We start from the raw sequence: 21,287 nt of genomic DNA on the forward strand, positions 1-21,287 counted from the left end.
GCGATGCCGAAGTCCATCACCTTGACCACGCCACGCTTGTTCAGCATCACGTTGCCCGGCTTGATGTCGCGGTGGACCAGCCCCATCTCGTGGCTGATCTCCAGGGCGGCGAGGACGTCCGCGGTGATCTTCAGCGCCTTGTCGGCGGGCACCGCCCCCAACTGCCGTACGTCCTCGTCGAAGACGGAACTGAGCGGGCGGCCCTCGATGTACTCCATGACGATGTACGGCGTCGTCATGCCCTCGACGGTGTCCTCGCCCGTGTCGAAGACCGAGACGATATTGGTGTGCGTGAGCTTGGCCACGGCCTGGGCCTCGCGGCGGAAGCGCTCGCGGAAGGCCTGCTCGCGGCCGAGTTCGGTGTGCAGGGTCTTGATCGCGACCTGTCGGTCGAGCACGGAGTCGTAGGCGAGGTGCACCGCGGCCATGCCGCCCTGCCCGAGCAGGTCACGCAGCTGATAGCGGCCGCCGGCCAGCGACCGCCCCGCGGATGCGCCCTGTGCGCCGTCCTGGCTCATGTTCTGCGTCCCCCGTGCCTCTCGGGCGCCTGCCACCCTGTGGACCGCGCGATCCCGAGTGATCCAATGTGCTATTCCCGGCCAAGTCTGCCCCACGGCACTGACAGGTCAAGCGTGGTGCCCGTTCCGTGACCGTACGAGAAGGGAGCGTCGCGGAAGCGTTACAGGGGCCGTACGGTCGGCGCACAGAATTTGCACGAGCGGACCGGGTACCGGTTTGATGACCGGTCCGTCTCCGTCCGGCCCGGGCGACCGTCTCGGACCGACGGCTTGCGCCGAGGCTGTAGCGTGGCCGACGGAGACCGTAACAACACCGCGCGCACCGCGGGCAGAAACGACGGCGAGGACTGATGGCACAGCAGCAGCGCGCTCAGGGCCCGTCCGACCCCGAGGCGGCTGGCGGCGGTATGTCAGACGCGCCGGAAATGTGGGGTAATGGCGGACTTGTCGGGGACGGCCGTTACAGGCTGACCCACAGACTCGGCCGGGGCGGCATGGCCGAGGTGTTCGCGGCCGAGGACGTGCGCCTCGGGCGCACCGTGGCGGTCAAGCTGCTGCGTTCCGACCTCGCCGAGGACCCGGTGTCCAAGGCCCGCTTCACGCGCGAGGCCCAGTCGGTGGCCGGCCTCAACCACCACGCGATCGTCGCCGTGTACGACTCCGGTGAGGACGTCGTGGGCGCGCACAGCGTGCCGTACATCGTGATGGAGATCGTCGAGGGCCGCACGATCCGCGACCTCCTTCTCAACGCCGAGGCACCCGGCCCCGAGCAGGCGCTGATCATCGTCTCCGGCGTCCTGGAGGCCCTCGCCTACTCGCACCAGCACGGCATCGTGCACCGCGACATCAAGCCCGCCAACGTCATCATCACCAACAACGGCGCCGTGAAGGTGATGGACTTCGGCATCGCCCGCGCCCTGCACGGCGCGCAGTCGACGATGACGCAGACCGGCATGGTCATGGGCACCCCGCAGTACCTCTCSCCGGARCAGGCGCTCGGCAAGGCGGTCGACCACCGCTCCGACCTGTACGCGACGGGCTGCCTCCTCTACGAACTGCTCGCGCTGCGCCCGCCGTTCACCGGCGAGACCCCGCTGTCGGTGGTCTACCAGCACGTCCAGGACATCCCGACCCCGCCGTCCGAGGTCTCCGACGCCACGCCGCCGGAGCTCGACGGCCTGGTCATCGCGCCCTGCACGGCGCGCAGTCGACGATGACRCAGACCGGCATGGTCATGGGCACCCCGCAGTACCTCTCSCCGGAGCAGGCGCTCGGCAAGGCGGTCGACCACCGCTCCGACCTGTACGCGACGGGCTGCCTCCTCTACGAACTGCTCGCGCTGCGCCCGCCGTTCACCGGCGAGACCCCGCTGTCGGTGGTCTACCAGCACGTCCAGGACATCCCGACCCCGCCGTCCGAGGTCTCCGACGCCACGCCGCCGGAGCTCGACGGCCTGGTCATGCGTTCGCTCGCCAAGGAGCCGGACGACCGGTTCCAGACGGCCGAGGAGATGCGCGGCCTCGTCCAGTACGGCCTTCAGATGCTGTACGACCAGGGCGGCCACACCGGCACCTGGAACACGGGCCCGGTGACCATGCACGAGGGCCGGCACACTCCGGCGGCGGGCTTCGCGAACACCACCGTCATGGGGCACCCGGGCGACCCGGCCTCCGGCACGACGCAGATCCCGCAGCAGATCCTGCCCTCCGGCTACGGCGGCGGGGACGACGGCGGCTTCGAGGGGCACGGCAACAGGGGCGGCGGCCGCGGCAAGCTGTGGATCCTCGCCGTCCTCGCGGTGATCGCCATCGCGGCGGGCGTGGCGCTGGCGCTGAACAAGGGCGGCGGCGACGGCGGCGGCTCGGACACCACGCAGACGCCGACCACGTCGCAGACCACCGACGAGAACAAGGCGACCGACGAGCCCACGGACGAGCCGACCGACGAGCCCACCGAGGACTACACGGACGACGGCACCGGCACGGGCGCCGACCCGGACTACACGCAGACGCAGGAGCCCACCGAGGAGCCGACCGAGGAGCCCACGCAGGAGCCGACGGAGGAGCCGACCACGGAGGAGCCCACCGAGGAGCCGACGGAGGAGCCCACCGAGGAGCCGACGGAGGAGCCCACCGTGGACCCGACACTCCCGACGACCCCGCCGGACGGCACCGCAGGCTGACCGCTCCGCCGACAACGTCCTTCACGCGCGCGTGAAGCCCGGGAACGGGCTCCACGCGCGCGTGCCGTTTACCGGGACCCGGGGCAGGCGTCAGTCCGTGAAGGCGTCGCGGACCGCGTCGTACTCCCGGGTCCACCACACCGCGAGCGCCGAGACGGCCGGGAACTGCGGGTCCGCGCGGGTGTCGCCGCGCTCGTAGTGCCAGCGCAGCATCCAGAAGTCGTTGAGCCGCTCCCACCACACGCGGTGCACGGCCGCCGCGAGCTCGCAAGGGGTGGCGCCGGCCGTACGCCGGTACGCGCGCGTGTAGGCCCGCACCTTCGGGAGGTCGAGCGCGCCGGTTGGCCGTACGAAGAAGATCGCTGCGGCGCGGACGGCCTCCTCCGCGCGCGGCTGCACGCCGAGCCGGTCCCAGTCGACGATCGCGGCCGGGGCGTCGCCCCGGTAGAGCAGGTTGTAGGGGTGGAAGTCGCCGTGCACCCAGCCGACCGAGGCACCGTGCGGGGGACGCCGGCCGGCATGCCGCTCCAGGAGCTCACGGCGTTCCAGGAGGCGGTGCCGGGCGAGTGCGTCGAAGCAGTCGGCGGGGCGGTGGCGGCGGACCCGGGCGAGCAGGTTGTCGATGAGGCCGAAGGTGTCGGCGGGGTCGGCGCTCTCGGCCGGCGCCCGCCCCTCCACCGGCATCACGCGCTCCAGGCTCGCGTGCACCACGCCCAACAACGCCCCCAGCCGCTCGCACTGCCCGCGCGTGAGCTGACCGCCGTGGCGGTGCCGTCCGTCGATCCAGGGGTGCAGGGCGTACGCGTGGCCGCCGACGAGGGCGACCGTCTGTCCGGCGCGGTCCGCCAGCGGTGGGGCCACCGGGACGCCGAGGTCGGCCAGGCGCTGGGTCGCCCGGTGCTGGCGGGCGATGGCGGCCGGGTCGGCGGTCTCGGGGTCGTGGTGGTGCTTGAGGAAGTAGCGGCCGCGGGTCGTGCGCAGCCGGTAGCCGCGGTTCAGCAGGCCCTGGTCGACGGGATCGCAGGCGAGGACACAACCGGCGGCGTACTGGCGGAGAAGGGCGCCCAGAGGGGGCGCGTGAGGCACAAGCGGTGGTACACAGGAGCGCGGCACGCGCCGATGCTAGGGCACGGGCGGACTCCGTGAGCTGGGCGTTGTCACAGCCAGTCGCTGCCGGTCGCCGTCAGTCACTTCCGGTCGCAGAACCGATCAACACACCCTTTCGCAATTCTTGATCGTTTTTGCCGAGCTGGAATACCCGGACATTTCCTTCTACGTGCACGAGGGCGATGTCACACCGACTGAGTGATCTGCCCCTCGACTGCTCTTCCCGTGGCCTGGCTCACCGATATAACGTGCCGTTGTTCCGGCCCCCTGCAAGGCTGTGACCAGGAGTTGTTCCCGACTTTCGAGATTTACTTGGAAATCCAAGCAAAATCGCAGGTCAGGAGGGGTTTCACAGAAATGTGGAGCACTGGGTAACGTGCTTTTTGCAGGGCGCTCGCCGGGGCACCTGTCACGCCTGTCCCCATCGAGCCGCACCCCACCCCGTGCGTCCGTAGGGCTGCAGGTGAGCCGCACTGGCACCCGGCGAACCCGGGTAGGCCGGACCGACGGAGGAGCACACGTGACCGTGGAGAGCACTGCCGCGCGCAAGCCGCGACGCAGCGCCGGTACCAAGAGCACGGCCGGCAAGACAACCGCAAAGAAATCGCCGAGCACCGACCCCGAGCTCGTGCAGTTGCTGACGCCCGAAGGCAAGCGCGTCAAGAACGCCGAGTACGACAAGTACGTCGCCGGCATCACTCCCGAAGAGCTCCGCGGCCTCTACCGCGACATGGTGCTCACCCGACGCTTCGACGCCGAGGCCACCTCCCTGCAGCGCCAGGGTGAGCTGGGCCTGTGGGCGTCGCTGCTCGGCCAGGAAGCCGCCCAGATCGGCTCCGGCCGGGCCACCCGTGAGGACGACTACGTCTTCCCGACCTACCGCGAGCACGGCGTCGCCTGGTGCCGCGGTGTCGACCCGACCAACCTGCTCGGCATGTTCCGCGGCGTGAACAACGGCGGCTGGGACCCGAACAGCAACAACTTCCAGCTCTACACGATCGTCATCGGCTCCCAGACGCTGCACGCCACCGGCTACGCGATGGGCATCGCCAAGGACGGCGCCGACAGCGCGGTCATCGCCTACTTCGGCGACGGCGCCTCCAGCCAGGGCGACGTGGCCGAGTCCTTCACCTTCTCCGCGGTCTACAACGCCCCCGTGGTGTTCTTCTGCCAGAACAACCAGTGGGCGATCTCCGAACCGACCGAGAAGCAGACCCGGGTGCCGCTCTACCAGCGCGCACAGGGCTACGGCTTCCCCGGCGTCCGCGTCGACGGCAACGACGTCCTGGCCTGCCTGGCCGTGACGAAGTGGGCGCTGGAGCGCGCCCGCAACGGCGAGGGACCGACGCTCGTCGAGGCGTACACGTACCGCATGGGTGCCCACACCACCTCCGACGACCCGACGAAGTACCGGGCTGACGAGGAGCGCGAGGCCTGGGAGGCCAAGGACCCGATCCTGCGCGTTCGCCGGTACCTCGAGGCCTCAAACCACGCGGACGAGGGATTCTTCGCGGAACTGGAGACCGAGAGCGAGGCGTTGGGCAAGGGAGTGCGCGAGGCGGTCCGTGCCATGCCGGACCCGGACCACTTCGCCATCTTCGAGAACGTGTACGCGGACGGGCATGCGCTCGTCGACGAGGAACGCGCCCAGTTCGCCGCCTACCAGGCGTCGTTCGCGGACGTAGAGGGGGTCTGATCATGGCAGCCGAAAAGATGGCTCTGGCCAAGGCGATCAACGAGTCGCTGCGCCGCGCCCTGGACTCCGACCCCAAGGTCCTCATCATGGGCGAGGACGTCGGCAAGCTCGGCGGCGTCTTCCGCGTGACGGACGGCCTTCAGAAGGACTTCGGCGAGAGCCGCGTCATCGACACCCCGCTGGCCGAGTCCGGCATCGTCGGCACGGCGATCGGCCTCGCCCTGCGCGGCTACCGCCCCGTGGTGGAGATCCAGTTCGACGGCTTCGTCTTCCCGGCGTACGACCAGATCGTCACGCAGCTCGCGAAGATGCACGCGCGCTCGCTCGGCAAGGTCAAGCTGCCGGTCGTCGTCCGCATCCCCTACGGCGGCGGCATCGGCGCGGTCGAGCACCACAGCGAGTCCCCCGAGGCCCTCTTCGCGCATGTGGCGGGCCTGAAGATCGTCAGCCCCTCGAATGCGTCGGACGCGTACTGGATGATGCAGCAGGCCATCCAGAGCGACGACCCGGTGATCTTCTTCGAGCCCAAGCGGCGCTACTGGGACAAGGCCGAGGTGAACACCGAGGCGATCCCGGGCCCGCTGCACAAGGCGCGCGTCGTCCGCGAGGGCACGGACGTGACCCTGGCCGCGTACGGCCCGATGGTGAAGCTCTGCCAGGAGGTCGCCGACGCGGCCGCCGAGGAGGGCCGCAACCTGGAGGTCCTGGACCTGCGCTCGGTCTCCCCGCTCGACTTCGACTCCATCCAGGCGTCCGTCGAGAAGACCCGCCGTCTGGTCGTGGTCCACGAGGCCCCGGTGTTCTTCGGCTCGGGCGCGGAGATCGCCGCCCGGATCACGGAGCGCTGCTTCTACCACCTGGAGGCCCCGGTGCTGCGGGTGGGCGGTTACCACGCCCCGTATCCGCCGGCGCGTCTGGAGGAGGAGTACCTGCCTGGCCTGGACCGGGTGCTCGACGCCGTCGACCGTGCCCTGGCGTACTGAGGAGAGGGTCGTGACGACGATGACTGAAGCGTCCGTGCGCGAGTTCAAGATGCCCGACGTGGGCGAGGGACTCACCGAGGCGGAGATCCTCAAGTGGTACGTCCAGCCGGGCGACACGGTCACCGACGGCCAGGTGGTGTGCGAGGTCGAGACGGCCAAGGCGGCCGTCGAACTGCCCATCCCGTACGACGGGGTGGTCCGTGAGCTGCACTTCCCCGAGGGCACGACGGTGGACGTCGGCATGGCGATCATCGCCGTGGACGTCGCGGGCGGGACGGTGCCTGCCGCGCCCGCACCCGCCGCGCAGCCGGAGGCTCCGCAGGAGGAGCCGCAGGAGGAGGCCAAGCCGGCGGGCTCGGGCCGCCAGCCGGTCCTGGTCGGCTACGGCGTGGCCCAGACCTCGACGAAGCGCCGCCCCCGCAAGGGGGCCGACGTCCCGCGCCAGGAGCCCGCGGCGCAGGCCCTGCAGGCCGAGCTGAACGGCCACGGTCACGGTCCCGCCGCGGCGGTGGCCCCGCCCCGGCCGCTGGCCAAGCCGCCGGTGCGCAAGCTGGCGAAGGACCTGGGCGTCGACCTGGCCACGGTGACGCCGACCGGCCCCGACGGCATCATCACCCGCGAGGACGTCCACGCGGCGGTGGCCCCGCCGGCCCCGGCCGCCGAGCCGGTGCCCCAGGCCGCCCCGACCGCGCCGGTCGCCGCGCCCGCCCCGGCGCCGCTGGTCACCTACGACACGGCGCGCGAGACCCGTATCCCGGTCAAGGGCGTCCGCAAGGCGACGGCCGCGGCGATGGTCGGCTCGGCGTTCACGGCGCCGCATGTCACGGAGTTCGTGACGGTGGACGTGACGCGCACGATGAAGCTGGTCGAGGAGCTCAAGCAGGACAAGGAGTTCGCGGGCCTGCGCGTGAACCCCCTGCTGCTGATCTCCAAGGCCCTGCTGGTCGCGATCAAGCGCAACCCGGACGTCAACGCGTCCTGGGACGAGGCGAACCAGGAGATCGTGCAGAAGCACTACGTGAACCTGGGCATCGCCGCGGCGACCCCGCGCGGCCTGATCGTCCCGAACATCAAGGACGCCCACGCCAGGACCCTCCCGCAGCTGGCCCAGGCGCTGGGTGAGTTGGTGGCGACGGCGCGGGAGGGCAAGACCACTCCCGCCGCGATGCAGGGCGGCACGGTCACGATCACCAACGTCGGCGTCTTCGGCGTCGACACCGGCACCCCGATCCTGAACCCCGGCGAGTCCGCGATCCTCGCCATCGGCGCGATCAAGCTCCAGCCGTGGGTCCACAAGGGCAAGGTCAAGCCCCGCCAGGTCACCACCCTGGCGCTCAGCTTCGACCACCGCCTGGTCGACGGAGAGTTGGGCTCCAAGGTGCTGGCGGACGTGGCGGCGATCCTGGAGCAGCCGAAGCGGTTGATCACCTGGGCGTGAGCCACGGGCGACAGCGAAAGGGGCGGCCACCGTCGGGTGGCCGCCCCTTTGCGTGTGACGCGGGGGTCAGCTGATGCGGGCGTAGCCGTAGCTGATCAGCTTCTTCACGTCGGCCGTGCGGTTGGCCTCCGAGGAGGCGGTCAGCACGGCGCCCATCACCTGCTCGCCGTTGAGCGTGGCGGCGAAGACCAGGCAGTACCTGGCCTCGGTGCCGGAGCCGGTCTTGATGCCGAGCGTGCCGTTCCAGCCGAGCAGGGCGTTGGTGTTGTTCCAGGCCGCCATGGTCCGGGTGGACCCGCTGCTGGTGATCGTCTTGGCCGTGTAGGACTTCGTCTTCACGACGGCCTTGAACGTGGTGCTCTTCATCGCGCTGCGCGCGAGCTTCGTCAGGTCGCGCGGCGTCGAGTAGTTCGAACCATTGCTTATGCCGTCGAACGAGTCGAAGTGCGTGTTGGTCATGCCCAGGCTCTTGGCCATGGTGTTCATCTTGCCGATGAAGTTGGCCGTGCGGGCCTTGACCGTCGTGCCGGAGCCGAACTTGTCGGCGAGGGACATCGCGGCGTCACAGCCGGACGGCAGCATCATCCCGTAGAGGAGCTGACGCACGGTGACCTTGTCGCCGACGATCAGCCGGGCCGACGAGGCGCCCTTGGAGACGATGTAGTCGCTGACCTCCTTGCGGATGGTGACCTTGGTGTCCAGGTTCAGGTTCGTCTGCGAGAGCACGACCTTGGCGGTCATGATCTTCGTGGTGGAGGCGGTGAGCCTCTTCGTGTCCGCGGCCTTGGTGAAGAGGGTCGCGCCGGTCGCGCCGTTCATCAGGTATCCGCCAGGGGCGGTGATGGTGGGCGTCGTCACGGCCTGCGCGGGAGCCGCGGTGAGGGCTCCGGTGACGAGCACGGCTCCGGTCGTCACGGCGACGGCCGCGGCTCTGCGGATACGGAGGCCCTTGGTGGCAGTTATCAACTGAAATACCCCGATTGCGTCGAATGCCCCGAATATGCGGCCGAGTTGAAGGGGGAAGAAAGTGGGGCCGCACGTGTGTGACATGTAAGTAGCACAGAAGGTTGTGCGGCATCTGGCGCCGATGTTGCTTCTTTGCTCAAGGATTTCGTCACGGTCCGCATGATGGACCGACGCCGCGATGCGTACGTGTTGTATCTATGCTGTGGCCATGCCTTCCGCTCCACCCGCACCCGTCAAGCAGCCACCCGCCGCCGACCGTGTCTACACCCACGTCAAACAGGGCGTACTGGACCGCCGTTACGAAGGCGGGACCCTGCTCACCGAGGGCGAGCTGGCCGAGGCCGTCGGCGTCTCGCGCACCCCGGTGCGGGAGGCGCTGCTGCGGCTGGAGGTCGAGGGGCTGATCAAGCTCTACCCGAAGAAGGGTGCCCTGGTCCTGCCGGTCTCCGCGCAGGAGATCAAGGACGTCGTGGAGACGCGGATCCTCGTCGAGGAGCACGCGGCGCGCAAGGCCGTCCCCGCGCCGCCCGGCCTCATCGAGCGCCTGGAGGAGCTGCTCGACCGACAGAAGGCACAGGCCGCCGCAGGCGACCTCGCCGCAGCCGCCGTCACCGACCGCTGCTTCCACGCGGAGATCGTCCGCAGCGGCGGCAACGAGATCCTGTCCCGGCTCTACGACCAGCTGCGCGACCGTCAACTGCGCATGGGCGTCGCCATCATGTACTCCCACCCCGACCGGATCGCCAAGACCCTCGTCGAGCACGAGGAGATCCTTCAGGCCCTGCGCTCCGGCGACACCGAGGCGGCCGTCGGGCTCGTCCACCGGCACATCGACTGGTTCTCGCACCTCGCGCGAGGTGAGGAGCGATGAGGTCCGCCGCACTGCCCGGCGACCCTCCGGGCGGCCGCCGCGCCGTCGCCGTCTGGGGCATAGGCGTCTCGGTCTACTTCGTCGCCGTCATCTTCCGTACGTCACTGGGGGTCGCCGGCCTCGATGCCGCGGACCGCTTCGACGTGAACGCCTCAGCCCTGTCGACCTTCTCGATCCTCCAACTGCTCGTGTACGCGGGCATGCAGATACCCGTCGGCCTGCTGGTCGACCGGCTCGGCACCAAGAAGGTGCTGGCCATCGGCACGGTGCTGTTCACCGCGGGCCAACTCGGCTTCGCCTTCTCGCCGTCGTACGGCACGGCCCTCGCCTCGCGCGCCCTGCTGGGCTGCGGCGACGCGATGACGTTCATCAGCGTGCTGCGGCTCGGCACCCGCTGGTTCCCCGCCCGGCGCGGTCCGCTGATCGCCCAGCTCGCGGGCCTCGTGGGCATGGCCGGCAACCTCGTCTCCACGCTGGTGCTGGCACGGCTGCTGCACGGGGTCGGCTGGACGGCGGCGTTCGCGGGCAGCGCGGGCGCCGGCGTTGTGGTGCTCGTCCTGGCGCTGCTGTTCCTGAAGGACCACCCCGAGGGACACGAGCCGGAGCCACTGCCGCACCAGGGCGCGGCGTACGTACGACGCCAGGTCGCCGCGTCCTGGCGGGAACCGGGCACCCGGCTGGGACTGTGGGTGCACTTCACCACGCAGTTCCCGGCGATGGTGTTCCTGCTGCTGTGGGGGATGCCGTTCCTGGTCGAGGCGCAGGGGCTGTCCCGGGCCACGGCCGGTGGACTGCTCACCCTCGTCGTGCTGTCCAACATGGTGGTGGGCCTGGTCTACGGCCAGGTCGTGGCCCGGCACCACGAGGCGCGCCTCCCGCTGGCGCTCGGCACCGTCGCGGCGACGGCGGCGCTGTGGGCGACGACGCTTCTGTGGCCCACCGAGACGGCGCCGATGTGGCTGCTGATCGTGCTGTGCGCGGTGCTCGGAGCCTGCGGGCCCGCCTCGATGCTCGGCTTCGACTTCGCCCGGCCGGCGAACCCGCCGGAGCGTCAGGGCACGGCGTCCGGGATCACCAACATGGGCGGTTTCGTGGCCTCGATGACGACGCTGCTCGCGATCGGGGTGCTGCTGGACGCGACCGGGGACGACTACACCATCGCCTTCTCGGTGGTCTTCGTCCTCCAGGCGCTGGGCGTCAGCCAGATCCTGCGGCTGCGGAAGCGGGCGGCCCGCAGGGAGCGGGAACGGCTGGTCGCCAGCAGGGTGGAGACCGTGCACGTTCCCGCGTGATCCCGTGCGCGGATCAGAGAGCCGGGACGAGTGTGAGGTAGGCGAGTCCCAGCACCCCGCGGTAGCTCATCCACTGGGCGCGATGACGGTCGAGGCGCTCACGGGTCTCGTCCGCCAGGGGGTGACCGGGGTGCTGGGCCAGCCACACCTCGACGTCCGCCTGATACGCCGCCTCGAACTCCTCCCACTCGTCGAGGTTCGCCGTCTCCGTCCACTCGGGGCGAAAGCCCGCGGCGACCACGAGATCGAGGAGAGTGGCGAGGTCGTAGTGGTCGGAGACCTGGGCGCCCGGCCACATGCCCGCGAGCTCGGCGGGGGTCGGAGTGCGCTGCCAGAAGCCCTCGCCCAGCAGGACGCGGCCGTTGTCGCTGACCAGGCGGCGCAGTTCGCGCAGGGCTTCGACGGTGTGGTCCGGCTCCGGGGCCGTGCTCAGGGCCTGGCTCGCACCTACGCACAGGACCAGGTCGGCGGGACCGCGGGAGGTCCCCGTCGCGGATTCCTCGACGAACTCGACCCTGCCCGCCAGCCCTCTGTCCTCGGCGTTACGGCGACCCCGGGCCAGGTCCTCGGCACGCACGTCCACGCCGACTCCGGTCGCCCCGGGGGCGGCAGCCAGGGTGCGCAGCATCAACTCGCCCCAGCCGCAGCCTATGTCGAGGACGGTGGTGGGCTCCGCCCGGGTGAGCCGCTCGACGAGAGCGTGCGCCCGTGCCTCGGACAGRGGGCCGTGGAAGGTCAGGCGGGTGAGGCGTGGGGGGTGGCTGGTGGTTGCCTCGGGTGCGGTGTTGATCTCTGTGTCTGTCACGGCGGGACCGTAACCGGGGGCGGGCAGGGATCCCCGCCCAGTCCCGGCTCCCCGCCCAGGCTCGCCTTCCCGCCCTGGCCCGGCTCGGGCGTCGTCGCTACTGCGTCACCGTGAAGTTCCGCAGGATCGCCGCCGTCAGGTCCGCGTCGCCCTCCGCCTTCAGCCGGTCCGCCACCGACTCCGCCGTCACACGGCCGCAGGCCAGACGGACGTAGGTCTCCCAGTCGAGGGTGAGGGTGGCGGCGGGGCCCAGCGCGGGGGCCGTTTCGAGCGTGCCGCGGCCCTGGATGTCGACGCGGATCGTGCGCAGGAACTCGATCGGGCCGTGCACGTCGAAGACGATCGCCGAGCTGCGGGGGGCGTCGGCCTTCACGGCGACGATGTCGGGCAGCTGGTCGAGGAGGACGTCCCGGGCCACCTGCGCGCCGGGGGAGTCGAGGTTGCCGGGACGGCCGAGGGCGGCACGCAGGTCCTGCTCGTGCAACCACACGTTGAACGCGTGGCCCCGCATCGACTCCTCGAAGGTGAGCTCCGCGCCGAGCGGACCGCGCACCTTCGTGCCGGGGTCACGGGACTCGTTGCGCAGCTGCCGGTTGCGGCGGATGATCGTGTACTCGAGCTCCGAGGTCATCTCCGGCGCCGTGTGGTGACGGCGGACGTCGACCTGCATCTCCATGTACCGCTGGTGGTCGTTGGTGACGTGGTAGAGGTCGCGCGGGAGCGTGTGGATGGGGCGCGGGTCGCCGAGCATCTCGCAGTCCAGGCCGATGACATGCGAGACCACATCACGTACCGACCAGCCGGGGCAGGGCGTTCGCCGGTTCCACTCGCCCTCGACGAGCGGCGTCACCAGCTCGGATATCGCTTCGATGGAGTGGGTCCAGGCGTCGGCGTAGGGCTGGAGGGTGGGATGCAGACTCACGGAACGGGACCCCTCGGCGGTTGGTACGTGGTACGCGGGCAAGTTGTGGCGTCGGTGCCAGTGGGAGGTGGCGGCTGTCGGCGGGTGTCTGAAACTCCCCCAAGTTCTCGGCTGCGCTCGAACAGGGAGGACCCCCAAGTTACGCTGCTGTGAGGCACCCCGGCAGTGCTTTCGTGTGACGATCGTAGGCCCGTATGAACGGCTCGAATGCCAGGACGGTGGTAGTGTGCGCGCCTCTCTGCTCCAGATCGACGTCAACGAGGGCGAATCGGTCGAATCGCGCCGTACGCGCGTAGCCTCACTGGTACGTGAGCAGGCCGGGAGGGCCGACCTCGTCGTTCTGCCCGAACTGTGGACGACCGGAGCCTTCGCCTACGAGCAGTTCGCCGACGAGGCCGAGCCGCTCGAAGGCCCGACGTACGAGGTGATGGCGAAGGCCGCGAGCGACGCGGGCGTATGGCTGCACGCGGGCTCGATCCCCGAGCGGGACCCCGAGGGGCCGCTCTACAACACCTCTCTCGTCTTCTCCCCTTCCGGCGATCTGGCGGCCGCGTACCGCAAGATCCACCGGTTCGGCTTCGACAAGGGCGAGGCGGTGATGATGGCCGCGGGCGAGGAGCTCGTCACGGTCCGGCTGCCCGAGACCACGCTGGGCGTGGCCACCTGCTACGACCTCCGATTCCCCGAACTCTTCCGCGGCCTCGTCGACGCCGGCGCCGAGACCCTGGTCGTCCCGGCGGGCTGGCCGGAGCGCCGCCGGGCGCACTGGACGCTGCTGGCTCAGGCGCGGGCGGTGGAGAACCAGGCGTTCGTGCTCGCCTGTGGAACGGCCGGGACGCACGCCGGAGTTCCGCAGGCCGGTCACTCGATCGTGGTCGATCCGTGGGGCGAGGTGCTGGCGCAGGCCGGTGCGGGGGAGCAGGTCCTCAACCTGGAGTTCGACCCGGGCAGGGTCGCCGTGACACGGGATCAGTTCCCGGCGCTCAAGGACCGCATGCTGGGGCTGGCGGCGCCGCGCCGCTGAAGACGGGGCCGGTCACGGGGGCGGCCTCAGTCGTCCCTCCGCTCCTTCTCCGCCAGGTGGATCACACACACCGTCACCGCGATCAGCAGCGCCGGATCCGCGTCGTCCCGTACGACGTCCACGCCGTAGGTCTCCCGGACGTGCAGCCAGCGCCTGGAGACGACGGCCAGCAGCTCGCCGTCGTATTCGATGGCGAACTCCCGGTCCAGGATCTTGCCGCTGACGTCGAGTTCCGTGCTGCCGTCGGCCAGGGCCACCCGGTAGTGGTTGCGCAGCAGGGACAGCCGTTTGCGGCGGATCGTGGCGAGCGGCTCGCCGCCCCGCTCGATCACCATCGTGTCGCGCAGGGCGAACATCTTCTGGTGGATGTCGATGACGACATGCCCCTGGGTGTCCTTCAGCTCGAAGGTGTCCCGCAGCCGCATCGCCTTGCCGTCGACGAGGAACACTTTGCTGCCCCGGTCGTCCTCGATCCAGTAGTCGTCACCGAAGCCGAGGAGCCGGTCGCGTACGAGGAATCTCATGACACCAGGGGTTCCCCGCCGCCCGGGCCGAAACGCCGTCTGTAGGCCGACGGACTGAGCCCGGTCTCGCGCCGCACGCGCGCGCGGAGGTTCGCCGCCGTGCCGAGACCGCTGCGGGCCGCCACCACGTCCAGCCGCTCCTCGCCGCGCTCGATCAGCCGGCAGGCCAGCGCCACCCGCTCCCCCGTCAGCCAGGCCAGCGGCGTGGTCCCGAGCTGCGCCTGGAAACGCCGGTGCAGGGTGGCCGGCGACACCGCCGCACGCGCCGCAAGGTCCGTCACCGTCAGCGGCTCCCCCAGCCGCGCCTGCGCCCACGCCAGCAGCGGGGCCAGCGACTCGTCCGGCACGTCCGGCAACGGCCGCTCCACGAACTGCTTCTGCCCGCCGTCCCGGTGCGCGGCGAACACCAGCCGCCGCGAGACCGCGTTGGCGACCTCCGCGCCATGGTCGCGCCGTACGACATGCAGGCACAGGTCGAGCGCGGCGGCGCTGCCGGCGGCGGTCAGGATGTCGCCCTCGTCGACGAACAGCACGTCCGGTTCCAGCAGCACCCTCGGATGCAGCTCCCGGAAGGCGTCGGCCCAGCGCCAGTGGGTGGTGGCCCGGCGCCCGTCGAGCAGCCCGGCCTCGGCGAGCGCGAAGCTTCCGGTGCACAGGCTCATCACGCGCGCCCCACGCGCGTGCGCGCGCCGGATGGCGTCGAGCACGGCGGGCCCGCGCGGTACGACGTTGTCCGGGCGGCCGGGCACGACGAGGGTGTCCGCCGTGTCGACCGCGTCCAGGCCGGGCACGCCGGTCAGCGTGAAGAAGCCGTGGTTCATCCGCACCTCGCGCGCGGGCGCGCACAGCGTCACGTCGTAGAGCGGCCCGGCGAGACCCAGCTCGGGCCGTGGCAGCCCGAACAGCTCGGTGGCGACGCCGACCTCGAACGGGTTGGTGCCCTCGTCGACGATCACGGCCACCCGGTGCGGCGGAGACGGCTGAGAGGATTCTTGCGCCATATGCGATTCCTAGCACTCGCACGCCGCGCGGACCACCCGCAAGCTGGCCGCATGGAACCCATCTCCCTGGAAGCGGCCCTCGCGTCCTTCACGCAAACGTGGAGCCCCCGCATCGTGACCACCGTCAACGACTACGACGTCCGCGTGGCCAAGGTCGACGGCGAGCACGTCTGGCACGTCCACGACCACACCGACGAGTTCTTCCTGGTCCTCGACGGCGAACTGCACATCTCCCTGCGGGAGGAGGCGGGCACCGAACGCACGGTCGTCCTCCCCAAGGGCTCGGTCTTCACGGTCCCCCGCGGCATCGAACACAAGCCGTACGCCCCGGCCCCCGCCGCCATCCTCGTCTTCGAGCCGACCGGCACCCTGACCGTCGGCGACCACCACGACGAAGTGCCGGCGCATGTGGACGCCACGACAGGTCACGCCCTGACCTGACTGTCAGTGCCGGGTGGCACCCTTGGGGCATGAACGACTCCACCCCGCGTCGCGTCCGCGTCCGCGCCCCCGAGCTGGTCGGCAAGGGCGGCTGGCTCAACACGGGCGGGCGCCCGTACGGCCTCGCCGACCTGCGAGGACGCATCGTCATCCTGGACTTCTGGACGTTCTGCTGTATCAACTGCCTGCACGTCCTGGACGAGCTCAGGGAGCTGGAGGACAAGCACCGGGACACCCTCGTCGTCATCGGTGTGCACTCGCCGAAGTTCGTGCACGAGGCCGAGCACGGCGCGGTCGTGGACGCCGTGGAGCGGTACGGCGTGGAGCATCCCGTCCTGGACGACCCCGAGCTCGCCACCTGGAAGCAGTACGCGGTGCGGGCCTGGCCGACGCTCGTCGTGATCGACCCCGAGGGGTACGTCGTCGCGCAGCATGCCGGTGAGGGCCATGTGCACGCCATCGAGGCCCTGGTGACCGAGTTGGAGGCCGAGCACGAGGCCAAGGGCACCCTGCGGCGCGGCGACGGGCCGTATGTGGCGCCCGAGCCCGAGCCGACGGTGTTGCGGTTCCCGGGCAAGGCCCTGCCGCTGCCGTCCGGGAACTTCCTGGTCAGTGACACCACCCGGCATCAGCTGGTGGAGCTGGAGGGGGACGGGGAGACGGTCGTACGGCGGATCGGCTCCGGCACGCGCGCGTTCACCGACGGCACGGCGGACTCGGCGGCCTTCAACGAACCGCAGGGCCTGGCGCTGCTGCCGGACGGCTCGGTCGTCGTCGCCGACACGGTGAACCACGCCCTGCGCCGCTTCGACCCGGAGAGCGGCCGCACCACCACCCTGGCGGGCACGGGCCACCAGTGGATGCAGGGCGACCCCACGTCGGGCCCGGCCCGCGAGGTCAATCTGTCCTCACCGTGGGACGTGGCCTGGTGGGGCGGCAAGGTCTGGATCGCCATGGCCGGCATCCACCAGCTGTGGGCGTACGACCCGGCCGACCGCACCGTCTCCCGCACCGCCGGCACCTCGAACGAGGGCCTCGTCGACGGCTCCGCCTCCGAGGCCTGGTTCGCTCAGCCGTCCGGCCTCGCCGCGACGCCCGAGCGGCTCTGGCTCGCCGACTCCGAGACGAGCGCGCTGCGCTGGGTGGACCGGGACGGCGCCGTCCACACCGCCGTCGGCACCGGCCTCTTCGACTTCGGTCACCGCGACGGCGCCGCCGAACAGGCCCTGTTGCAGCACCCGTTGGGTGTCACGGCGCTCCCCGACGGCTCGGTCGCGATCAGCGACACCTACAACCACGCCCTGCGTCGCTACGACCCGGCGACCGGCGAGGTCAGCACCCTGGCCACGGACCTGCGGGAGCCGTCGGACGCGGTGCTGGCCGGGGACGACATCGTGGTCGTGGAGTCGGCCCGCCACCGGCTCACCCGGCTGCGGCTGCCCGAGGAGGCGGTCCGCGTCGAGGCGGTCGCCCACCGCACACAGCGGGCCGCCACCGAAGTCGCCCCGGGCAAGCTCCTGTTGGACGTGATCTTCCAGGCCCCGGCGGGCCAGAAGCTGGACACGCGGTACGGCCCGTCGACGCGCCTGCTGGTCTCCGCGACGCCACCCGAGCTGCTGCTGGCCGGCGAGGGCGCGGACACGGACCTGTCCCGTCCGCTCGAACTCAACCCGGAGGTGGCCGAGGGCGTCCTGCACGTCTCGGCGATGGCGGCGTCCTGCGACGACACCGCATCCAACGGCGGCTCCGCCGCGGGCGCCAACGCGTACCCGGCCTGCCATGTGCACCAGCAGGACTGGGGCGTGCCGGTCCGCCTGGCCCAAGGGGGCGCGGACCGACTCCCGTTGGTGCTCGCCGGGATGGACGGCGAGGCGGACGCTCAGACGCCGTAGCCGTCGCTGTACCCGTCCCGCCGATGGTGGTGGTGCTCGTCCTCGACGACCGGAGTCGTCGGCGGCACCACCACCCGCTTGCGCCGCGCGATGCTACTGAACGTCGTGGTGCCGATCAGCCCCACGATCATCAGGATGATCCCGACCAGGTCGAGATTGACGCCGTCCATCTCCCAGTCGGTCGCGAACGTGAGGATGGCTCCCACGGCGATGAGGATGATGCACCCTCCCCCATAGCCTTAGGCATGGGGGGACCCCCACCGCCCCATGTGTGTCGCCTCCCTGTCCGGTTGTTCCGGTCGGGGGCGGGTACCCCACAGATCCCGAACTACCCCTCCAGGAACGCCACCAGCGAGTTCGCCAGCAGCCACGGGTCGTCCACGCCGCACAACTCCCGCACGCTGTGCATCGACAGGATCGCCACACCGATGTCGACGGTCTTGATGCCGTGCCGGGCCGCGGTGATCGGGCCGATGGTGGTGCCGCAGGGCATGGAGTTGTTGGAGACGAAGGACTGGAAGGGGACGTCCGCCTTCTCGCAGGCCGCCGCCCAGAGCGCCCGGCCCGAACCGTCGGTCGCGTAGCGGTTGTTGACGTTGACCTTCAGGATCGGCCCGCCGTTGACGCGCGGGTGGTGCGTCGGGTCGTGCCGCTCGGCGTAGTTGGGGTGGACGGCGTGGCCCGTGTCGGAGGAGAGACAGACGGTGCCCGCGAAGGCGCGTGACCGGTCCTCGTACGACCCGCCGCGCGCGAACACCGAGCGCTCCAGGACGCTGCCCAGCAGCGGCCCGTCGGCACCGGTGTCGCTCTGCGAGCCGTTCTCCTCGTGGTCGAAGGCGGCCAGGACCGGGATGCAGGGCTGCGCGGCGCCGGAGGTGGCCACCGCGGCCAGCGCCGTCGTGCCCGCGTGCACCGACAGCAGGTTGTCCATGCGGGGACCGGCGACCAGCTCCTTGTCCCGGCCGAGGTACGCCGGCGCCTCGATCGAGTGGACCATCAGGTCCCAGCCCGTGACCTCGCCGGCCGCCAGGTCGGCCGTCTCCTCCAGGAAGGCGATCAGGTCGCCGTCGCGGACGTCGCCGAGGCCCCAGACGGGCTGAAGGTGGCGCTGCTTGTCGAGCTTGAGCCCCTCCGCCGAGACCGAGCGGTCCAGGTGGATGGCGAGCTGGGGGACGCGCAGCAGCGGACGGTCCACGTTCACCAGCCGCGTCGAGCCGTCCCGCAGGGTCAGCCGGCCCGCGAGGCCCAGGTCGCGGTCGAGCCAGGAGTTGAGCAGCGGTCCGCCGTAGATCTCGACGGCCACCTGCCGCCAGCCGTGCGCCCCGGTGTCGGGCAGCGGCTTGACCCGCAGGTTGGGGGAGTCGGTGTGTGCGCCGACGATGCGGAACGGCGTGTGGGGCGCCGCGCCCTCGGGGACGTACCAGGCCACGATCGCGCCACCGCGCAGCACGTACTTGCCACCGCTCGTCCCGTCCCAGGCGTCCGTCTCCGAGACCTGCCTGAATCCGGCCTTCTCCAGCCGTTCGGCGGCGTTCGCCACGGCGTGGTACGGCGTGGGGCTCGCCGCCAGGAAGGACATGAGGTCGTCGGTGTGGCCGCGATCGAAGCGGGGGGGTTCGCTCATGGGGTTCACCTTAACGACGTACGAGGGCCCGCTCCCGGAGAAGGGGAGCGGGCCCTCGTAAGGGCGATGTGGAATGTCCGTGAGTGACTGGAACGACTGGCTGGAAAGGGGCGGTGGGAGCGCCCCTCGTCGGCTAGAAGGCCGCTTCGTCCAGCTCCATCAGGTCCAGCTCGACGCCCTCGGCGAGCTTGCGCGCACCGGTGACGCCCGGCAGGACGTTGGCCGCGAAGAACTTCGCCGCCGCGATCTTGCCGGTGTAGAACGCCTTGTCCTTGGCGGAGGCGGTCTCCAGCTTCTCGGCGGCGACGGCCGCGCCCTTGAGGAGCAGGTAGCCGACGACGACGTCACCGGAGGCCATCAGCAGGCGGGTGGTGTTCAGGCCCACCTTGTAGATGTTCTTGACGTCCTGCTCGGTGGCCGCGAGGTCGGTCAGCATCAGGCCGACGATCGCCTCCAGCTCCACGGCGGCCTTGGCGAGCTGCTCGCGGGCCGCGCCGAGCTCCTCGCCGCCCTCACCGAGCGCCAGGAACTTCTTGATGTCCTCGGCGAGGGAGTTGAGGGCCGCGCCCTGGTTGCGGACGATCTTCCGGAAGAAGAAGTCCTGGCCCTGGATCGCGGTCGTGCCCTCGTACAGGGTGTCGATCTTGGCGTCCCGGATGTACTGCTCGATCGGGTACTCCTGCAGGAAGCCGGAGCCGCCGAAGGTCTGCAGCGACTGGGCGAGCTGCTCGTAGCCCTTCTCGGAGCCGTAGCCCTTGACGATCGGCAGGAGCAGGTCGTTGAGGGCGTGCTCGGTCTTGGTGTCCTCGCCGGCCGCGTCCTTGACCGCGATCGCGTCCTGCACCGACGCCGTGTACAGCACCAGCGCGCGCATGCCCTCCGCGTACGCCTTCTGCGTCATCAGCGAGCGGCGCACGTCCGGGTGGTGCGTGATGGTGACCTTGGGCGCGGTCTTGTCGCCGAAGGCCGCGAGGTCGGAACCCTGGACGCGCTCCTTGGCGTACTCAAGAGCGTTGAGGTAGCCGGTCGACAGCGTCGAGATGGCCTTCGTGCCGACCATCATCCGCGCGAACTCGATGATCCGGAACATCTGGCGGATGCCGTCGTGCTTGTCGCCGATCAGCCAGCCCTTGGCGGGGTGCTGGTCGCCGAAGGTCATCTCGCAGGTGTTGGAGGCCTTCAGGCCCATCTTGTGCTCGACGTTCGTGGCGTAGGCGCCGTTGCGCTCGCCCAGCTCGCCGGTCTCGAAGTCGAAGAGGTACTTCGGGACCATGAAGAGGGACAGGCCCTTGGTGCCCGGACCGGCACCTTCGGGGCGGGCCAGCACGTAGTGAAGGATGTTCTCCTCCATGTCGTGCTCACCGGAGGTGATGAAGCGCTTGACGCCCTCGATGTGCCAGGAGCCGTCCTCCTGCTGGATCGCCTTGGTGCGGCCGGCGCCCACGTCCGAGCCGGCGTCCGGCTCGGTGAGCACCATGGTGGAGCCCCAGGTCCGCTCGACGGCGATCTGCGCGATCTTCTTCTGGACGTCGTTGCCCTCGTCATAGAGGATCCCGGCGAACGCCGGGCCGGAGGAGTACATCCACACGGCCGGGTTCGAACCGAGGATCAGCTCGGCGTACGACCAGATCAGGGACGGCGGAGCCGTCGTGCCGCCGATGGCCTCGGGCAGGCCGAGGCGCCAGTACTCGGAGTCCATGAAGGCCTTGTAGCTCTTCTTGAAGGACGCCGGGACCGGCGCGGTGTTCGTCTCGGGGTCGAAGACCGGCGGGTTGCGGTCGGCGTCGGCGAAGGACTCCGCCAGCTCGTTCTCGGAGAGGCGGGTCAGCTCCTCCAGGATGCTTTTCGCGGTCTCGACATCCATCTCCTCGAACGGACCCGTGCCGTACAGCTTGTCGCGTCCGAGTACCTCGAAGAGGTTGAACTCGATGTCGCGGAGGTTCGACTTGTAGTGCCCCATGGTCACGGCTCCGTAGAGGGTCGGCGAGGCACTTGGTTCCT

The 21,287-nt window shown here is 70.5% G+C and carries 17 protein-coding genes and 3 pseudogenes; 10 read left to right on the plus strand and 10 right to left on the minus strand.

Features of this window, described 5'->3' with window-relative positions:
- On the minus strand, positions 1-518 hold a 518-nt coding region (locus tag EAO75_RS47975), incomplete at its 3' end, for a protein kinase domain-containing protein (RefSeq protein WP_261989643.1).
- 350 nt (positions 519-868) lie between these two features.
- Here EAO75_RS47975 and EAO75_RS42855 point away from each other — a divergent pair.
- Together EAO75_RS42855 and EAO75_RS42860 are read left to right on the plus strand one after the other, a co-directional pair.
- Positions 869-1,687 (plus strand): annotated as a pseudogene (locus EAO75_RS42855) (protein kinase domain-containing protein); the annotation flags it as partial.
- 50 nt (positions 1,688-1,737) lie between these two features.
- Positions 1,738-2,700: pseudogene (locus tag EAO75_RS42860) on the plus strand (protein kinase domain-containing protein); the annotation flags it as partial.
- A gap of 90 nt (positions 2,701-2,790) precedes the next feature.
- Here EAO75_RS42860 and EAO75_RS42865 read toward each other — a convergent pair.
- Positions 2,791-3,786: a phosphotransferase enzyme family protein gene (locus EAO75_RS42865; protein WP_148000395.1), complete on the minus strand. Its 996-nt coding sequence runs from the start codon at positions 3,784-3,786 to the stop codon at positions 2,791-2,793.
- A 541-nt stretch (positions 3,787-4,327) separates the two neighbouring features.
- Between EAO75_RS42865 and pdhA the strand changes: the two genes are divergently transcribed.
- Genes pdhA through EAO75_RS42880 form a run of 3 tightly spaced genes read left to right on the plus strand, consistent with a single transcriptional unit; the run spans position 4,328 to position 7,924 of the window.
- A complete protein-coding gene (pdhA, locus tag EAO75_RS42870; protein WP_148000396.1) occupies positions 4,328-5,503 on the plus strand; it encodes a pyruvate dehydrogenase (acetyl-transferring) E1 component subunit alpha in 1,176 nt (391 codons plus the stop codon).
- A gap of 2 nt (positions 5,504-5,505) precedes the next feature.
- Positions 5,506-6,486, plus strand: a complete 981-nt coding sequence (locus tag EAO75_RS42875; protein ID WP_148000397.1) for an alpha-ketoacid dehydrogenase subunit beta — start codon at positions 5,506-5,508, stop codon at positions 6,484-6,486.
- A gap of 10 nt (positions 6,487-6,496) precedes the next feature.
- On the plus strand, positions 6,497-7,924 hold the full coding sequence (locus tag EAO75_RS42880; protein ID WP_148000398.1) for a dihydrolipoamide acetyltransferase family protein: 1,428 nt from the start codon (positions 6,497-6,499) through the stop codon (positions 7,922-7,924).
- 66 nt (positions 7,925-7,990) lie between these two features.
- Here EAO75_RS42880 and EAO75_RS42885 read toward each other — a convergent pair whose 3' ends face one another.
- The gene (locus tag EAO75_RS42885; protein ID WP_261989644.1) at positions 7,991-8,890 is read right to left on the minus strand and encodes a D-alanyl-D-alanine carboxypeptidase family protein; all 900 of its coding nucleotides are present in this window, start codon (positions 8,888-8,890) and stop codon (positions 7,991-7,993) included.
- Between the two features lie 208 nt (positions 8,891-9,098).
- On the opposite strand from EAO75_RS42885, the gene EAO75_RS42890 reads away from it, so the two are divergent.
- Both EAO75_RS42890 and EAO75_RS42895 read left to right on the plus strand, forming a co-directional pair.
- On the plus strand, positions 9,099-9,761 hold the full coding sequence (locus EAO75_RS42890) for a GntR family transcriptional regulator (RefSeq protein ID WP_148000399.1): 663 nt from the start codon (positions 9,099-9,101) through the stop codon (positions 9,759-9,761).
- Positions 9,758-11,053: an MFS transporter gene (locus EAO75_RS42895; RefSeq protein WP_148000400.1), complete on the plus strand. Its 1,296-nt coding sequence runs from the start codon at positions 9,758-9,760 to the stop codon at positions 11,051-11,053. The genes EAO75_RS42890 and EAO75_RS42895 overlap by 4 nt, the downstream gene beginning before the upstream one ends.
- Before the next feature lie 13 nt (positions 11,054-11,066).
- On the opposite strand, the gene EAO75_RS42900 is transcribed toward EAO75_RS42895, so the two are convergent.
- Both EAO75_RS42900 and EAO75_RS42905 read right to left on the minus strand, forming a co-directional pair.
- Positions 11,067-11,858, minus strand: coding sequence for an SAM-dependent methyltransferase (locus tag EAO75_RS42900; protein ID WP_261989645.1), 792 nt, complete (start codon positions 11,856-11,858; stop codon positions 11,067-11,069).
- Positions 11,859-11,955: 97 nt separating this feature from the next.
- The gene (locus EAO75_RS42905; RefSeq protein ID WP_148000401.1) at positions 11,956-12,780 is read right to left on the minus strand and encodes a maleylpyruvate isomerase family mycothiol-dependent enzyme; all 825 of its coding nucleotides are present in this window, start codon (positions 12,778-12,780) and stop codon (positions 11,956-11,958) included.
- A gap of 226 nt (positions 12,781-13,006) precedes the next feature.
- Here EAO75_RS42905 and EAO75_RS42910 point away from each other — a divergent pair, with 226 nt between their 5' ends.
- Positions 13,007-13,804, plus strand: a complete 798-nt coding sequence (locus tag EAO75_RS42910) for a carbon-nitrogen family hydrolase (RefSeq protein ID WP_148000402.1) — start codon at positions 13,007-13,009, stop codon at positions 13,802-13,804.
- Between the two features lie 26 nt (positions 13,805-13,830).
- Here the strand turns inward: EAO75_RS42910 and EAO75_RS42915 are convergent, their stop codons facing one another.
- The gene (locus tag EAO75_RS42915) at positions 13,831-14,328 is read right to left on the minus strand and encodes an LURP-one-related/scramblase family protein (protein WP_148000403.1); all 498 of its coding nucleotides are present in this window, start codon (positions 14,326-14,328) and stop codon (positions 13,831-13,833) included.
- The gene (locus EAO75_RS42920; RefSeq protein ID WP_148000404.1) at positions 14,325-15,329 is read right to left on the minus strand and encodes a helix-turn-helix domain-containing protein; all 1,005 of its coding nucleotides are present in this window, start codon (positions 15,327-15,329) and stop codon (positions 14,325-14,327) included. The genes EAO75_RS42915 and EAO75_RS42920 overlap by 4 nt, the downstream gene beginning before the upstream one ends.
- 51 nt (positions 15,330-15,380) lie before the next feature.
- Between EAO75_RS42920 and EAO75_RS42925 the strand changes: the two genes are divergently transcribed.
- Entirely contained in the window at positions 15,381-15,770 is a 390-nt protein-coding gene (locus EAO75_RS42925; protein ID WP_148000405.1) for a cupin domain-containing protein, read from the plus strand.
- A gap of 29 nt (positions 15,771-15,799) precedes the next feature.
- Positions 15,800-17,662, plus strand: coding sequence for a thioredoxin-like domain-containing protein (locus EAO75_RS42930; RefSeq protein ID WP_148000406.1), 1,863 nt, complete (start codon positions 15,800-15,802; stop codon positions 17,660-17,662).
- On the opposite strand, the pseudogene EAO75_RS42935 reads toward EAO75_RS42930, so the two are convergent.
- The 3 genes and pseudogenes from EAO75_RS42935 to EAO75_RS42945 form a co-directional block, all read right to left on the minus strand.
- A pseudogene (locus tag EAO75_RS42935) lies at positions 17,650-17,892 on the minus strand (DUF6458 family protein); the annotation flags it as partial. The gene EAO75_RS42930 and the pseudogene EAO75_RS42935 sit on opposite strands and share 13 nt — an antisense overlap.
- 98 nt (positions 17,893-17,990) lie before the next feature.
- Positions 17,991-19,286, minus strand: a complete 1,296-nt coding sequence (locus tag EAO75_RS42940; RefSeq protein ID WP_148000408.1) for a M18 family aminopeptidase — start codon at positions 19,284-19,286, stop codon at positions 17,991-17,993.
- Positions 19,287-19,419: 133 nt separating this feature from the next.
- A complete protein-coding gene (locus EAO75_RS42945) occupies positions 19,420-21,246 on the minus strand; it encodes an acyl-CoA dehydrogenase (protein ID WP_148000409.1) in 1,827 nt (608 codons plus the stop codon).
- Between the last annotated feature and the right edge of the window lie 41 nt (positions 21,247-21,287).

The organism is Streptomyces sp. UW30 (assembly GCF_008042075.1).
Lineage (GTDB): Bacteria > Actinomycetota > Actinomycetes > Streptomycetales > Streptomycetaceae > Streptomyces.